Source organism: Xanthocytophaga agilis (assembly GCF_030068605.1).
Lineage (GTDB): Bacteria > Bacteroidota > Bacteroidia > Cytophagales > 172606-1 > Xanthocytophaga > Xanthocytophaga agilis.
The window spans coordinates 102,029-116,429 of record NZ_JASJOU010000019.1 but is presented as its reverse complement, the minus strand read 5'-3'; the positions used below and the strand labels follow the sequence as shown (position 1 = coordinate 116,429).

The window sequence follows — 14,401 nt, the reverse complement described above, 5'->3', positions numbered from 1 at the left end:
TTATTATAACTCATTCGACAAGATCAGATCTCAACTGTTTGTTTGAATCGCAGGCGGATCGGCAGATAAATAACCCATACCACAATCAACGCAATTCCTGCAAAAAGAATCCAGGTGAAATCGCTTAGAAATACACGCTGATTGGTATGTAAACGCAGGGTAATAAAAAGCATTGCCATTGTATATACATTCAGAATCACTGCCAGTGCATTGATCCAGTTACGAAGAATGTACATTAACTGTTCTCTACTTGTTTTATTGGCTAGCCAGTGATTAGCATTGGGAACCAGGATTGCCTGATTTGGTAGACCTAATACCAACCGACCAATCAGGGACAGAATTACGTTAACCAGAATAATAAACCCTGCAGCTATATAAAAGAAAGACTCACGGGAGAGAAAATTATCGGGAACCCCTTCATGGTTATAATGAATAGCAATTTGATCCGGAAGATAGTAGTATGAATACAAAAGAAACGCTAGAGCACCCAGCCACGACAATATTTTAAGTAAACGGATAACCAGGAAAAGTGGACGCATAAAAGAAATAAATAGATGAGCAATGGTTTTAAGTTGGCAAATATCTGAATTCCAACGGGAGGATAATCAGCTTTCGAAATTTGCGGTTGCAAAGGTAGCTTCTGTGAAAGGCAAATCACAGCAAAATACTATCTTTTTGGTAAGACTTCTGGAATGCAGATACTCTTGTTCAGGATTGAGAGTAGACTAATTCACGAATGGTAATGCAAACGGGATTTGCCTGACTGGCTATTTTATATAGTGATTGGATAGATCTATAACAAGAAAACTACTCAATCCGGAAATAAAGGAATATCTTCCAGCAAGAGAAATGGCCCACTTTCGGTATTTGCCTGATAACAAAACCACTCCAGACCATTGACCAGAATCACATAGGGAGCCTGCACAATATGATTATATCTGGCTGCCTGCTGTAGTACCAGATCATCCAATGGCACTAATGTGTCTTTACATTCTATCAGTAAAAAAGGTTTTCCATTTCTGTCAAAAACCAACAAATCAGCACGTTTGGGCAACTGATTATAAATAACTGCACTCTCAGCTTTAATGAGAGCCTTTGGGTAACTGTATTTATTCAGCAGAAGGTGTACAAAATGTTGCCTTACCCATTCTTCAGGAGTCAGGTATATATATTTCTTTCGTAGAATATCAAAGATGTACAGTTTATCTTTCTTGCGAATTACCTCATGTTTATAAGGAGGCAGATTTAACTCAAGCATGTTTTACAACGATTGTATTTTTCAATAGTATCAGGTGGTATGTAGTATATAAACGTTAGAATAACAGCTATCTATATATCTGCTCAGGATACTTTTTGCAGTTCTTTTAGTCTTTTGGGGAGTTGTGTCCACTCTTCACTTTTCTGCCAGAGCTGTTGCGCATTTAGATCACTTTGGGCTTCTTTTGACGGTGTTTTAGGTCTCTTTTTGACAAAGTACAAGCCACTGACACCTTTGACTTCCGGTGAAGTTGCCAGGTAAATGCTTGTTTGAGCTCCCTGCTCTGGTGTAAGGAAAAATGGACGGGCCAGATTAAATAACGAAACGAACCAGCCATTTTGTGTACCTGCACCAAAGTTGGTTTGTACTGCACCTGGATGAAGACTATTAGCTGTAATACCAAATTCTTTGACCCGCTTGGCTAGCTCCCGTGTAAAAAGGATATTGGCAAGTTTGGAGTTGGCATAAGCTGTCAGACTTTTAAAATGGGCAGCATGAGCTACTTCATTCAGATTCCATTTGCTCCATTTGTGTGCATCAGATGATACCGTAACAATACGTGCCTCATTTCCTTTCTTCAATAAGTCTAGCAATAAATTGGTAAGCAGAAAGGTACCTAGGTGATTAATGCCAAACGTACTTTCAAATCCTTCAGGAGTCAGGCCGGGTTTATCCAGAATAAGGCCTGCATTATTAATCAGCAAGTCGAGATGATCATAGGATGCATATATCTGCTGTGCAAGTTGCACAATGGATTCCTGATTCGCCAGATCACAAACGAACAGATCTAGTTTGCCTTTTGCCAGTAGACGTAGCTCTGCCAGCGTTTCCTTCCCTTTTGCTTCATTTCTGCAAACCAGAATGATGTCCATCCCTGCTTTAGCCAATTCTCTGGCTGTTACTTTTCCTATTCCGGAGTTGGCGCCTGTAATCAGACAAATTTTGTTAGACATACACAAGTGTAGGTTTTTATAAAAAAATATACAAAACAGATTTTCAACAGAATAGTAGCTTTACATTGCAACCAGATAAAGCTATTTTTTCGTGAATGTAGTAGTGCTTCTCCAAAGCCAGATACTCAATACCAGATTTTATGTTCAGGTGGACTCCGTATGTCTTTATCCGTTTTACGATCTTTCTACTGGCAGGTATACTGCTATACAGAGCCTTTCCTAACATTCCCTTATTGGTTGTTGTATCTGTTTTTAGTGTTTCCTTTATTGGGTATCTGGTTTTATGGCTGATACAGCAAAGGCAAAAAGTGCGAATGTCGCTTTGGTTTGGTCTGTTGGCTTTCGTTGTTACAAGTGCATTTGGATGGTTATGCACCTATGAGCAAACCGATACCAATCACCCGAATCACATTTTACACCTGAGCGAAGTTACATATTATACTGGAAAAGTAGTCTCAGAAGTTCAATCCAAAGCTAAAAATTACAGGACTGTTATAGAGATAGAACAAGTGTTATCTCACGAAAAACTCAAACCTGCAACTGGAAAAGTACTGATATACACTTCTAAAGACGCACCCGCACCTTTATATGGAGATAAGCTGATTATCTATGGTGCCCCATTACCTGTACAACCTCCTCCCAATCCGGATGAGTTTGATTATAGGAAATATCTTTCTCTCCAACAGATTTACTACCAGCAATTTGTCAGAAAAGGAAAATTTATTGTATATGAACATACCGCAGGAAATGCTGTCATCTCTGCCTCTTTACAGGGACGAGCTTGGGCAGATAAGGTTTTTCGCACGTATATTACTGCTGAGAACGAATATGCTATTATCTCCGGTCTAGTGCTTGGACTTCGGAGTGGGCTGGATGATGAACTGAAGGGAGCTTATGCAGCAGCAGGGGCTATGCATATCCTAGCTGTTTCCGGAGCTCATGTCATCATTATCTTTCAGTTGATTTTTTTTGTATTTGGGCGAATTAAAAAAGTACGGTATGGGAACTGGATTTTTGCGATCACAGCTTTAGTACTACTTTGGTTCTATGCCTTTATTACTGGCTTGTCAACTTCTGTATTGCGTTCTGTTGTGATGTTTTCTTTGGTTGTTTTAGGTGAGGTATTGCGTAGAGAAGGGACATTATTTAATACGTTGGGGTTTTCCGCATTTGTACTTTTATGTTATGATCCTTATTTGTTGCAGGATGTTGGTTTTCAGTTATCCTATTTGGCCGTAGCAGGCATTATATACCTATATCCTCGTATCTATACTTGGGTTGAGTTTGAGACTACCTGGATAGATAAGTTATGGAAACTTGTTTGTGGTAGTATTGCTGCTCAAATAGCTGTATTGCCTCTTTCGCTTTTTTACTTTCATCAGTTTCCAACCTATTTCCTGGTAGCCAATCTGTTGATGATACCTGTGTCGGTTGGTGTATTATATGGAGGTTTGGCATTATTAGCAGTTTCCTGGATACCTTATCTTTCAGATTCCATTGGTTTTATACTCAAATGGCTAACCTGGCTGATGAATCAGATTGCCTTTTGGACAGAACATACGCCTGGAGCTCTGATGCATGGAAACTATCTGGAACTATGGGAACTAGGTGTATTATATGTCTTGCTGTTTCTGGTATTATGGTTTTTGTATATACCAAGACTTAGAGTATGGAGTGGGGTATTGGTATTGTTGCTTTGTCTAACAGTGAACCAAGGCTATCACAAGATCAACTACACACAGCAACATTTTTTAGCTGTATATGCCATACCTGGTCACTCTGCGTTAGACATTGTTGATCATAAGCAGCATGTATTTATTGCAGATTCTGCATTGTCTCAGAATAAGAGCCAAATTTCTTACCATTTGCAAAACCACTGGACAAGAAGACAAATTCTGGATGTACGTTCTATGGTCTTCTCAAACGTAGATTCTAACATATTGGCAATTCACCAAAACAAACAGTTTTCTTTATTTATCTGGCATGGAAAACATATCTGCATTCTGCATCAACCTGTTAATATGCAGCTGTTTCAGAAGCAAAAGTTTGACTATCTGATTATACAGAACAATAGTCTGAAAAACATTAAACAATTTCCGATACAGTCATTTACTACAATTATTCTGGACGCCTCAAACCGGTATTATTTATCAAAGCGATTGAGCAATGAGTTAAGGAGGCAAAAAATAGTATGTCACAATGTGCAGGAGCAAGGCGCCTTTACATTTACACTATAAAATTCGCATTGTCTGTTTAAACCTTTTTGTGTAATAGTTTTCTAAGCTATTAGAACTAACAATTTTAAAAACAATGAAAAAGGTTATTTTAAGCGCCCTTATGGGAGTAATGTTTATAGGATTATCTATGGCACAGGAACGTATGCCTCGTACTCCTGAGCAACGTGCTGAAATGCAGACAAAACGTTTGACAAAAGAAATTACATTGACTGCCGATCAGCAAACACAGGTAAAAAATATTTTGTTGAGTAGAGCCGTAAAGGTAGATAGTGTACGTGCTGACCAGACAATGGATAAAGCACAGCGCATGCAGCAACTCAAAGCTATTAAAGATGCAGGAGATGCAAATATGCAGAAAGTGCTGTCACCTGAGCAGTACAAAAGGTATTTAGACTTACAAGAAGAGCAGATGGATAAAGTCCAGCAGAGACGTCAATCCAGACAATAATTTTATAGAAGGAGCTATTAACTATCAGGCTCCTTCTTCTTACATTAATCAACAGGCAATAAAACAATGGCATACCTGGATCTAAAGGAGGGTAGGAGTGCATTATTGGAGAGAACAACCAAGGCCGCATTTATTGTATTTATCCTTAGTGGACTTCCGGATATGATCTTTGGATCATGGGGCACCCTTTGGTATCTGGTACCAGGATTGCCTGTATGTATCATTGCCTATCTTTTGAACAGAAGAGGTAGAGGTGTGCTGGCAGGTAATGTTTTTGCATTCGGTATTAGCCTGGTTATATTTTTTTCGGCAATTACACTCTCAAGTAAAAGCAATGCATATCTATTCTATTTGCCCTTTGTGATTGGGCTGCCTTTTTTAATAGATTTTCGCAACAAGAAACTATTGCTGATCCATGTTTCGCATATTACCCTTTTCTGGCTGCTTTTGACTTTTTATGATAATTCGTATTATATAGTTGGGGATATGCCACCTTCACAATTGAAAATCATTGGTCAGGTAAATATGGTTTTATCTGTGTTTTTCTGCCAGTTTTTTGTATTTCAGATTGTGAATGCGAGCCGTAAAGCAGAAAGTGCTATTGTTATTTCTGAACAGCAGTTACGGGCACAGAATGAGAACCTGAAAAAGGGTAATCAGGAACTAGATAAGTTTATTTACAGTGTAAGCCATGATTTGCGTTCTCCGGTTGCATCCATTCTTGGATTAACAAATCTGGGCAAGCAGGAAGAGAATATGGCAGAAATGCAGGAATATACTCATCTTATGAAACGTAGTTTACTTCGTATGGATAGCTATATTCTGGATATTCTGGATTATTCCCGTAATACCCGGCTGGCTGTGAAACAGGAAGAAATAAATTTAAAGGAAGAAATTAAAAGTATTGTAGAAGGTTGTTGTCAGAGAGAAGACAATACGGCTGCTCGCGTTTTAATAGAGGTAGAATCCAAGATGAAAGATGCCTTCTATACAGACAGATATCGTTTACGTATTGTTTTGGCCAAGATTATTTCCAATGCTTTTTATTATCATAAACCAGATAGAGATCCTCAGATACAGATCAGTTGTCATGTATTGCCACTGCATGTGATCATCCGTATAAAAGACAATGGAATTGGAATAGCCAGTGAAGATCTGGAAAAGATATTTACTATGTTTTATCGTTCTAATGTTACCAAACCAGGCTCTGGCTTAGGACTATACATAGCCCGTGAAACGGCAGGACGTATTGGAGGAAGAATCTCTGCCACTTCACAGGAAGGTGTAGGATCAGAGTTTATGATCAGTATTCCCAATCTGGGTCGACCCTTGGTGGCCTGATCTATAACGGAGCCAAGTGAACTTCGGCTATCATACAACGTGCACTACCGCCTCCATTACGTTCAATGGTATTTAGGTTAGTATACGTAATCTGAGTATATTTTTCAAGGCGTCGAAGCTGATCCGGTAATAGGGCCTGATAGGCTTGAGATGACATAACCAGCAATCTTTCCCCTTTTCGGGTACGTAATTGCAACATGTTTCCTGCAAACCGATTTACCTGTTCAATACTCAGTTCGATGATTTCTTTGTTGGTTTCTTCCAAGGTTTTTCTGACGTGATAACGCTCTTTCTCATCCTGAATACATTCCAGACAAATAACAGCAAACTGCTCTCCAATACACATAATGACATTGGTGTGATAGATTGGTTTGTTATGCTCATCTGTTGCATGAAAGGATACTACCCGGTAGTCCATTTTTTGTGCAAACTCCTTGAGTAATTCTTCATGAGTACGTGGCGACAGACAGGCATAGGCAATACGGTAGTCCCGATCCAGTACAAGACTTCCGGTTCCTTCCAAGAATTTATCTTCTGACTCAAAGTGAGAAAGGTCTACAATCTGAGAGATATGATAACGCCGTTTCAACATCTCAATAATATCCATACGCCGTTCTAAGCGACGATTATGGGCTTGCATAGGATACAAATAAACGGTTCCATTGCCAGTTTGGTGAAATGAAATCCAGTTATTAGGAAATATAGCATCAGGAGTGTGAGGGTCAGGAGTATCTTCTATAATGGTAACATCTATACCAAACCCCCGCAGATTGTCTACCATCATATCAAATTCCCGTAGAGCTTTAGACTGAACAGTTTCCGGATCTTCTGTAGCTGTAGCGTCCTGAAATGCATTGCTTTCAGCCGTTTGCTCATTGAAGGCAAATCTCACTGGACGAATCATCAGAATATGAGAGGTAGTTTGCTGGAAATTATGGATTGAATCGTTTGCCATAGTGCTTTATCTATACTTTAAAATGGAAGTTATACTTATACCCTAAAAACTAACGACTACATTATTGAATAGGATCTCTCAACAATGGCATACTCATACAGTGAGATCCTCCTCTGGCTCGTGAAAGCTCGGCTGAAGGAAGTAAAATGATAGTATTTTCAACTTCTTCGGGCGTAATAGTTCCCTTTTCAAACTGATCGAGTAATTCTGCTGCTCCTATTGCTTCAAAGCCAGCTTGTTTAAAGGCTTCTATGGTTTTATCATTCCGGTCGTAGGCGATAGAAACTCCCTCTTTGATAGTTAACAGATTGCAGGAATCCGTCCATTGTTCTCTGGCACCAAACGGAAACTCATTGTTGCCCGAATATACAAAAACAGTTTGTTCCTTACACCCAAGATCATTCTGGCTAATGTCGTCCAGCAGATCCTCCAGATACTCATAGTGTACAGGTTTGTCTCCGTATCCTTTAACAAACTGCATAATTTTAAGTTTCTCTGACGGCTTTACTTCTTGCAGGCTTTCCATAAAATCCCGCTTCTCCAGTTCTTCTCCTTCTCTGGACAATGTCCCCAGAAGTACCCAAACGTTTTGTTTTACCTGTGTAAAGATGGTATCAATATGCATAAAATCTCTTTTCTTAGGTATTTTGATAACCGTAATTTTCTCAACAACTTCTTTTTCAAACAAGATCTTGATAACCTGGTTCACTGCATAAGGTGAGGTCCGTTCACTAAGACCGATAAGTAGATGATTAGGGCTAACCATCATTACATCTCCTCCCTCGAGTGTTGCCCGTTTGTAATCTTTTTCACCGTCAGGAAGCAGGAAATGGTGTTCGCTCTCAGGTATCTCTATTATTTTATCTTTCAGATGAACAAAAATGGGGTGATTATGGAAAATATATTGGGTTAATAATGCTTCCCGTGTCCTGGCTATCTTAGCAGGTTTATTCAGTAGAATATGATCATTAATGGTAATGCCAATATCCCTTGTAAAAATGAAATTAGGAATAGGAGCAAAAATCATAGATTTATCAGGTAATGTCCCAGATATAAGTGTTTTGGATAATTCTTTGGATGGCAGCGTTGTTAGATATTCTTGTGTAGTGTAAGAACATCTTTCAACTGCACATATAGCTGCAAGCAAACGGATTCTTACTTTTTCATCTTCCAGTATATGAGAAAGGAGAGATTGAGGATCTATAACCTTATTGGAGTTAAAATAATCAGGGTGTTCAGGCTTATAAAAGTTTCTGCTATTTTCCGGAGCATCAATCGTACTAATCTTTCCTTTTACTTTCTGTGGATCGAGAAAATAAAGCAATATCTTAATATATAGGTCATATTCTTCACGACGCATGGTATCCAGATGAACAATATCTTCAAACAACCAATCCTGAGCCTTTGATGGTACAACCTTACCCAGACCACTGTCAGGGCTGTGTACAATAACGCGGCGAAGTGTTCCTATCTCGGATGATACATTAACCTGATGGCTGGTTTTCTGTGAATGTGATGTAGTCACTAACATAAATGGAAAATGCTTATATGTAGTTTGCTGATGTGAGGCAATACGTAAAATGCCAGAAATAGTATATAATCTTATGATCAAAGATTAGCTGGCAGTTATTCATCAAATTGTTAGAGGTTTGAAATAAAAAATCAAAGACCGCAGATTGCTCTTTGATGAGTTCTTCAAGCCGGTTTTTTAGGAAGTAACTTTTTTTACTTTTTGCAGTTGTGTGGCTGCATCTATCATACGCAGCCAGCTGACACGTGTACCTGTTTCCAATGATTCGTATTCATATCCTGATTGTCCTTCTACAAGTTTGCACCTACCTAGGTCATACCGGAGTGCATCCACAATATCTCCTGCCTGTAGAGGATTTTGTTCTAGGTCTGCCATTAGTGGCTTATTTACATCCTCTTTTTTGCTAGATTGATCTTTGTGACTTTTAAAAAAATCGAATAATCCCATAAATGAAAAATGGCTTTAACCTTTTCTGCAAGTTAAAGCCATTTGATGGGAATACAAAATGACTATTTTATAGTTATGAAGATAATATAATTAGAGATAAATCTCTTTTAAAAAAACAATGACTTTTTTGAAATACATTATTTTTCAATATTTGTAACAAGGTTTCAACACAAGATACCAATACAGTTGGTGCAAATTGTCTCAAAATTTTATTTTGAGACAATTTGCAACTGGATGATACTGGCTTCAACAAGTACATTATCAAATGAATTGTCAGATAAAGCGTGTAGATACCCTATATATATTCTAGTGTTTTAGATTCTTAATTACTAATGAAATTAATAAATAAGCTTGTTACACTCAATAGCTTGATTACTGGTTTTTTTCTAATATATCTTTTTGTAGGAATTTTCTCATTTACAGATTATGGTATTTCCTTTGATGAAAAAACAAATCGAATGAATGGACTTGTATCTGCTAAATATACAATCAAAAAGTTAGGTATAAATGTTCCTTTGGGAGATCAGAAAGCTATTCCTGATTTATATGATTATAAAGACCAAGACTATGGTGTGATTTTTGACTTACCTATGTTAATCATTGAAAAGCTTCTAAAATGTAATGTAAAGGATAGCTTTAGATTAAGACATTTTTTTACTTTCCTAATATTTTTTATTTCTACAATTTACTTTTACAAAACAGCAATACTTATAACTAATCAAAGGTTACTGGCTCTTTTGGTTACTTTGTTTCTGATTGTAAGCCCTCGCATTTTCGCTGAATCTTTTTATAATAGCAAAGACATTGTGTGCTTAGCTTTTTTTATAATTACAACATATTATCTTCTTTTATTCTCAGAAAGTTTTACATTAAATTATTGCTTTTGGCTTAGTTTGTTTACGTCAATGGCTATTTGTACCCGAGTAGTAGCATTGATGGTTCCCTTAATTATTGTTTTTGTATCTATTCAGGCTTTGGTAGAAAAGAAATATACTCCCCGGAAAATCCTGTTGAATACATTTATTTGTTTGAGTCTTATTCTGTTCTTCTCTATATTATTCTGGCCTTTTTTATGGGAAGATCCTTTTTCAAACATTGCTACAGTATTTAAGAATATGAAACAGTTCAGATGGAAAAATTCTGTCTTATATATGGGTATGTATGTACCTGCAGGAGATTTGCCAAAACACTACATTCCTGTTTATATTCTTATTACAACACCAATACTTTATAGTCTTTTCTTTTTTCTAGGTATTGGCGAAAGTGTTATACGATTTATAAAAGATCCCAAACACATATTTGCTAGTAAGAACCGTACAATACTTATATTATTGGCTTTGTTTACAGGTCCGCTTTTAGCCATAATAATACTTGATTCTGTTGTCTATGATGGATGGCGCCAGCTATATTTTATTTATGGTGCATATTTGTTAATAGCTTTAAAAGGAATTCAATGGCTTTATGCACAGTTAGTAAAAAATGAAAGAATTAAATGGATTTCTTTATTTGTCCTGTCGTTGGTTTCTTTTAACGTATGCTATACTATTTATTGGATGATAAAGAACCACCCCTATCAAAATGTATATTTTAATACTTTGGCAGGGCGGAATATTGAGAAGAATTTTGAACGAGATTACTGGGGTTTATCCTATAAACAAGCCTTAGAATATATTGTAGCTCATGATTCTTCCTCTTCTATACATATTATATGTAATTTACCTCCTGGAATTACTAATACAATATTTCTGGATCCGAAAGATAAAAGTAGAATAAGTATCGAAACTATTGATCCTGAAAAGAGAGCTCAAACTTTGCCTAAAGATTTGTCATGCGACTATTTTATTACTGAATTTCGTTATATATCAGATCCTACTCCTTTTTACAAAGAACTTTTCTCTGTTAATGTTGATGATTTTAAGGTTGTTGCTATTTATGATGGAAAGAGCTTGTTGAGTAAATAAAGATCTAAGTTGTAAAACAGCATAAGATGTTTTACAACTTAGTAAAATCATATATATTGCTGGAGTACTTTTTGCAATTGATTAGACTGCATAACACCTGACTGACGCCATACTACTTTTCCGTTTTTAAATATCATCAGTGTAGGTACTCCCTGAATTCCATACTTATCAGCTACAGCCGGATTTTTATCTACATCTATTTTAAGAATACGGGCCTGATCTCCTACTCGTTTTGACAAATCTTCTAAAATAGGTGCTTGTACTTTACATGGACCACACCAGGTTGCATAAAAATCAACTAGTACAGGTGTCTCAGCATTAATTATCTCCTGAAAGCTCATACAATTTTTTATTAGTTGTTTTAGTGTGAGAACGATGGGAACTATAGAAAAGGTTCAGTCTATAAATGGGAATCAGAATTAGATATACAGAAAGTTAAGCACCAGGTATACTATTTGCCTAATCAGTTTCGTTCTGTATAACAGAAGTATTTACAAATTTGTAAAAGCCTCCAGATAAAATTTCATTTGGTTTTATTGGAATTCTCCCAAACATATTGATAATCAAACATACTTTTTAAAAAACAAGCTATTCTTATTTAGAAACAATCTATATAGAATAATTTACTTGAATACGAAAAGATATTTTTTGTATTTTGGTCAGTAAAATTTTCATTCCTTTCATAATTTAATCATTTAACAATACAAAACCTTGAATAGAAGAGATGCCATTGCCAGAGTGGCTGCCCTTATGGGTACAACACTTTCGGCACCCACTTTACTGGCAGTAATGGAAGGCTGCAATTCTGCTGCTACAAAAGAAACTGCCGCATTGTCTTTTACTCCTGATACGTTGACGTTGATCGGTGAAATTGCAGAAACGATCATTCCTAAAACAGGTACACCTGGTGCAAAAGAAGCAGGAGTTGCAGACTTTATTAAGCTGATGCTAACCGATTGCTACACGGATGATGATCGTCAGGCTTTTTTTGAAGGATTAAAGGATGTAGATGACAAAAGTCAGAAAGCGTATAGCAAATCCTTTGTAAGTCTGGCTGCCAATGAACGTAATGAAGTATTCAAACAGGTAGAAAAGGATGCGCTTGACGAAAGAACCAAACGGGATGAGGAAGCTAAAAAAGAAAAAGAACGTCCAAAACAAGGATTGGACAAAGAGATTAGTGAAGAGAAAAGTGAGTCTCCAAAGCCAAAATCTCCTATTTTCTACTTTACCATGAAAGACCTGACGTTGTTAGGTTATTTCACATCAGAGGTAGGTGCAACACAAGCATTAGCGTATGTGGCTATTCCTGGCAGATACGATGGCTGCGTTGACCTGAAACCAGGGCAGAAAGCCTGGGTGATCTAAGTTTATCTGTATTAGTTAAATAAGGAATCATTGTTGCTCCGATCTAATCATTTCCTAATCATCTTAACATTGTTTTAAAGAGAATATGAACTTAAATATAAAAGCAGATGGCCAGTTTACCTATGATGCCATTGTTGTAGGCTCAGGTATTAGTGGAGGTTGGGCTGCCAAAGAATTAACTGAAAAAGGCTTGAAAGTTGTTATGTTGGAACGAGGCCGGGATATTAAGCACGTATCTGGATATGAAACAGCCATGAAAAATCCATGGGATTTTCCGCATCGGGGAAGATTAACCAATCTGGCTAAAGAAGAGTATTGGGCTAATGTGCGTACAGGCTATACAGCCAATGAAGAATGGCGTCATCATTTTGAAAACGATAAAGAAAATCCTTATCTAGAAAAACGTCCGTTTGACTGGATTCGTGGATATCATGTAGGCGGTCGTTCACTGATGTGGGGGCGTCAGAGCTACCGTTGGAATGAAGAAGATTTTCTGGCTAATGCGAAAGAGGGTATAGGTACTGACTGGCCAATCCGTTATAAAGATCTGGCTCCCTGGTATGATTACGTAGAAAAATTTGCAGGTATCAGTGGTTCTATAGAAGGTTTGGATGTATTGCCTGATGGTAAATTTTTACCTCCTATGCAAATGAACTGTGTAGAGAAAGAGGTAAAGGGTTTGGTAGAGAAAAATTTTGCCGGACGTAAAATTATTATTGGTCGTGTAGCTCACCTGACTCAGCCACAACAGTTTCATACAGAGTTAGGGAGAGCACAATGCCAGTACCGTAACCTATGTATGAGAGGTTGTCCGTTTGGGGCATACTTCAGTACACAAGCAGCAACATTGCCTGCTGCGATGAAAACAGGTAATCTCACTCTTGTGCCAGATTCTATCGTTTCTGAAGTTATTTATGATGAGGCTTCTGGTAAGGCAAAAGGAGTTCGGGTAATCAATCAGCATGATCCCAAAGATGTGAAGGAATATTATGCGAAAATCATATTCCTGAATGCCTCTGCTATTGCTTCTACTGCCATCCTGCTGAACTCTAAATCCAAGCGTTTCCCGAATGGATTAGGAAATGAAAGTGACCAGTTGGGACGTAACGTTATGGATCACCATCTGGCTGTAGGTGCAGGCGGGCGCTTTGAAGGTATGTTAGATAAATACTATTATGGACGTCGTGCCAATGGTGTTTATATACCTCGTTACCGCAACTGGGGTAGCGACAAACGGGATTATCTGCGTGGATTTGGCTATCAGGGTGGTGCTAGTCGTGGAGGCTGGGGCCGCGGAACAGGTATGGTAGGATTTGGAGCTGAGTTCAAAGAAAGTCTGACAGAACCAGGAGAATGGGGAATGAACATCGGAGGATTTGGTGAAGTGTTACCTAATCCAGACAACCGGATGACATTATCTCCTGATCAGAAAGACAAATGGGGACTTCCATTGGTAAACTTTGATGCTGCATATGGTGAAAACGAACGCAAAATGCGTATCGATATGATGAATGATGCTGCTGAGATGCTCGAGGCTGCTGGACTGAAAGATGTGACGCCATACAATGATGAGTCTAAACACCTGGGTATTGGTATTCACGAGATGGGTACGGCTCGTATGGGAACGAGTCCTAAAAACTCAGTACTGAACAAGAACAATCAGGTATGGGGTTGTGAAAACGTTTTCGTAACAGATGGAGCTGCGATGACATCTGCTTCTTGTGTGAATCCATCATTAACGTATATGGCATTGACTGCCCGTGCTGCTGATTTTGCTGTTAAGGAACTTAAAAAACAAAATCTATAAGCATACGCTATATTTGAAAAAACCCTGGAACTCCGGTATCAGGGTTTTTTTATTTCGTGAGCTTTTTCAATCTACCACAGGACTATAATCTATTC

Annotated in this window: 13 protein-coding genes; 6 read left to right on the top strand and 7 right to left on the bottom strand. The window is 37.8% G+C overall.

All coding sequences use genetic code 11. The annotated features are described in order from the left end of the window. Nucleotides 1-23: 23 nt before the first annotated feature. From QNI22_RS35150 to QNI22_RS35140, 3 genes are all read right to left on the bottom strand, one after another. On the bottom strand, nt 24-539 hold the full coding sequence (locus QNI22_RS35150) for a DUF1648 domain-containing protein (protein ID WP_314518632.1): 516 nt from the start codon (nt 537-539) through the stop codon (nt 24-26). A 272-nt stretch (nt 540-811) separates the two neighbouring features. Next, the gene (locus QNI22_RS35145; protein WP_314518630.1) at nt 812-1,258 is read right to left on the bottom strand and encodes a type I restriction enzyme HsdR N-terminal domain-containing protein; all 447 of its coding nucleotides are present in this window, start codon (nt 1,256-1,258) and stop codon (nt 812-814) included. An 83-nt stretch (nt 1,259-1,341) separates the two neighbouring features. Then, nucleotides 1,342-2,211, bottom strand: coding sequence for an SDR family oxidoreductase (locus QNI22_RS35140; RefSeq protein ID WP_314518628.1), 870 nt, complete (start codon nt 2,209-2,211; stop codon nt 1,342-1,344). A gap of 140 nt (nt 2,212-2,351) precedes the next feature. Here QNI22_RS35140 and QNI22_RS35135 point away from each other — a divergent pair, with 140 nt between their 5' ends. From QNI22_RS35135 to QNI22_RS35125, 3 genes are all read left to right on the top strand, one after another. Then, nucleotides 2,352-4,448 carry a ComEC/Rec2 family competence protein gene (locus QNI22_RS35135; protein WP_314518626.1) on the top strand — a complete coding sequence of 699 codons (2,097 nt, stop codon included), beginning with the start codon at nt 2,352-2,354 and terminating at the stop codon, nt 4,446-4,448. Between the two features lie 73 nt (nt 4,449-4,521). After that, on the top strand, nt 4,522-4,896 hold the full coding sequence (locus tag QNI22_RS35130) for a hypothetical protein (RefSeq protein ID WP_314518624.1): 375 nt from the start codon (nt 4,522-4,524) through the stop codon (nt 4,894-4,896). 66 nt (nt 4,897-4,962) lie between these two features. Beyond that, nucleotides 4,963-6,237 (top strand): ATP-binding protein, encoded by a 1,275-nt coding sequence (locus tag QNI22_RS35125; RefSeq protein WP_314518622.1) that lies wholly within the window; start codon nt 4,963-4,965, stop codon nt 6,235-6,237. A 1-nt stretch (nt 6,238) separates the two neighbouring features. On the opposite strand, the gene ctlX is transcribed toward QNI22_RS35125, so the two are convergent. The 3 genes from ctlX to QNI22_RS35110 form a co-directional block, all read right to left on the bottom strand. Further along, nucleotides 6,239-7,192: a citrulline utilization hydrolase CtlX gene (gene ctlX / locus QNI22_RS35120; RefSeq protein ID WP_314518620.1), complete on the bottom strand. Its 954-nt coding sequence runs from the start codon at nt 7,190-7,192 to the stop codon at nt 6,239-6,241. 61 nt (nt 7,193-7,253) lie between these two features. Continuing rightward, on the bottom strand, nt 7,254-8,723 hold the full coding sequence (locus tag QNI22_RS35115) for an arginine deiminase family protein (RefSeq protein ID WP_314518759.1): 1,470 nt from the start codon (nt 8,721-8,723) through the stop codon (nt 7,254-7,256). Nucleotides 8,724-8,900: 177 nt separating this feature from the next. Beyond that, nucleotides 8,901-9,170 carry a hypothetical protein gene (locus QNI22_RS35110; protein ID WP_314518618.1) on the bottom strand — a complete coding sequence of 90 codons (270 nt, stop codon included), beginning with the start codon at nt 9,168-9,170 and terminating at the stop codon, nt 8,901-8,903. Nucleotides 9,171-9,502: 332 nt separating this feature from the next. Between QNI22_RS35110 and QNI22_RS35105 the strand changes: the two genes are divergently transcribed. Further along, the gene (locus QNI22_RS35105; RefSeq protein ID WP_314518617.1) at nt 9,503-11,131 is read left to right on the top strand and encodes a phospholipid carrier-dependent glycosyltransferase; all 1,629 of its coding nucleotides are present in this window, start codon (nt 9,503-9,505) and stop codon (nt 11,129-11,131) included. Between the two features lie 47 nt (nt 11,132-11,178). On the opposite strand, the gene trxA is transcribed toward QNI22_RS35105, so the two are convergent. Next, nucleotides 11,179-11,472, bottom strand: coding sequence for a thioredoxin (trxA, locus tag QNI22_RS35100; protein ID WP_314518610.1), 294 nt, complete (start codon nt 11,470-11,472; stop codon nt 11,179-11,181). 370 nt (nt 11,473-11,842) lie between these two features. Here trxA and QNI22_RS35095 point away from each other — a divergent pair, with 370 nt between their 5' ends. Further along, nucleotides 11,843-12,499 (top strand): gluconate 2-dehydrogenase subunit 3 family protein, encoded by a 657-nt coding sequence (locus tag QNI22_RS35095; RefSeq protein WP_314518607.1) that lies wholly within the window; start codon nt 11,843-11,845, stop codon nt 12,497-12,499. An 85-nt stretch (nt 12,500-12,584) separates the two neighbouring features. Continuing rightward, complete coding sequence (locus QNI22_RS35090) at nt 12,585-14,306, top strand: GMC family oxidoreductase (protein WP_314518605.1); 1,722 nt, start codon at nt 12,585-12,587, stop codon at nt 14,304-14,306. Nucleotides 14,307-14,401 lie beyond the last annotated feature (95 nt).